Genomic DNA, 1,431 nt, shown 5'->3' with positions numbered 1-1,431 from the left:
AGAGTGCGGTACGTGATCTTCTGTCCTGCTTATGATCACTCGATGGGGTGACGGTGAAGCATTATTGCCGGTCAGGCGTTCGGGATTCGCTTGGGTGACGGGATGAGCGATCGCAAGTCGTACTCGAGTGATGTCTCCGACGAGCAGTGGGCCCTGGTCGAGCCCGTGGTCACGGCGTGGAAGGCCGCGCATCCGTCGGTCAGTGGCCACCAGGGCAGATACGCGATGCGGGAGATCGTCAACGCGATCCTGTACCAGAACCGCAGCGGCTGCCAGTGGGACCTGCTGCCCCACGACCTGCCGCCCGCCGGTGCGGTGAAGTACTACTTCTACAAGTGGCGCGACGATGGCACCGATCAGACCATTCATGATCTGCTGCGATGGCAACTGCGGGAGAAGAAGCGGCGATTAGCCGACCCGAGCCTCATCGTCATGGACACGCAGAGCATCCGCGTGGCCGTCGGCGTCCCGGCCGCCACGACCGGCAAGGACGCGGCGAAACGGGTGCCGGGGCGGAAGAGATGCCTGGCCGTGGACGTATTGGGACTCGTCGTCGAGGCTGTCGCCCTGCCGGCGTCCGCACACGACAACGCCGCCGGAATCGCGCTGCTGGACGGCGTGGCCGCCCAGATGGGCACCGTGAGGAAGGCCTTGGTCGACCAGGGGTTCAAGAAGGCCGTCGTCGACCACGGCGAGCAGTACGGCATCGACGTCGAGATCGTTGAACGCAACCCGGCCGACAAGAGCTTCATTCCGCAGGCCAAGCGGTGGGTCGTGGAGCAGACGAACGGGATCCTGATGTTCTACCGGCGCCTGGTCCGCGACTACGAGCACCGGCTCGCCACCTCGCGCTCTCGCGTCTTCTGGGCGATGACCTCTGTCATGGCCCGCCGGCTCACCGGCGCCACCCTGCCCTCCTGGAGGACCGCGTGAGCGACAACCCGCAGATCAGAAACGTCCTTGCCTACGTCGAGGCCCGCGAGAACGAACTCGACAAGCAGGCCGGGCAGCTCCGCGCGTCCATCGAGGACCTCACCGCCCGCCTCGGCGAACTCGACGCGGAGACCGAGAACCTGCGCATCACCCGCAAGACGCTCCTGAACATCCCGGCACCGGAGCCCGCCGACGATCCGCCACGGCCCGAGGCGCCGGACCACCCCGCTTACCAGCAGATTCTCGCTGTCTTCACCGACACCGGCCATCCGATGCGTGCTCGAGACCTGTGCGAGGCACTCGACCTGCCGATCCTCCCGAAGAACACCGAAGGCATCCGGTCCAAACTGAAACGCCTGGTCACACGGGGCATTCTCACCGAACCCGAACCCGGCCTGTTCGCTCAGCCCCGCACCTGAGTACCAGTCCGCCCCGCCGACCAGGACTCCTCACCCAACCCCAAGCATCAACCGGACATCAGGTCACGTACCGCACTCT

General features: G+C 65.8%; 2 protein-coding genes. Both read left to right on the top strand.

Features of this window, described 5'->3' with window-relative positions:
• The first annotated feature begins 102 nt into the window (after positions 1–102).
• A complete protein-coding gene (locus O3W51_RS48055; RefSeq protein WP_138359657.1) occupies positions 103–933 on the top strand; it encodes an IS5 family transposase in 831 nt (276 codons plus the stop codon).
• A complete protein-coding gene (locus O3W51_RS48050) occupies positions 930–1,352 on the top strand; it encodes a hypothetical protein (RefSeq protein WP_138359659.1) in 423 nt (140 codons plus the stop codon). Before O3W51_RS48055 ends, O3W51_RS48050 begins: the two co-directional genes overlap by 4 nt.
• The last annotated feature ends 79 nt before the right edge of the window (positions 1,353–1,431 follow it).

It is taken from the genome of Streptomyces sp. H39-C1 (assembly GCF_027158125.1).
In the GTDB taxonomy this organism is placed as follows: domain Bacteria; phylum Actinomycetota; class Actinomycetes; order Streptomycetales; family Streptomycetaceae; genus Actinacidiphila; species Actinacidiphila fildesensis.
Note: the sequence above shows the minus strand (reverse complement) of the source record. Positions and strands in the feature narration are given on the sequence as shown.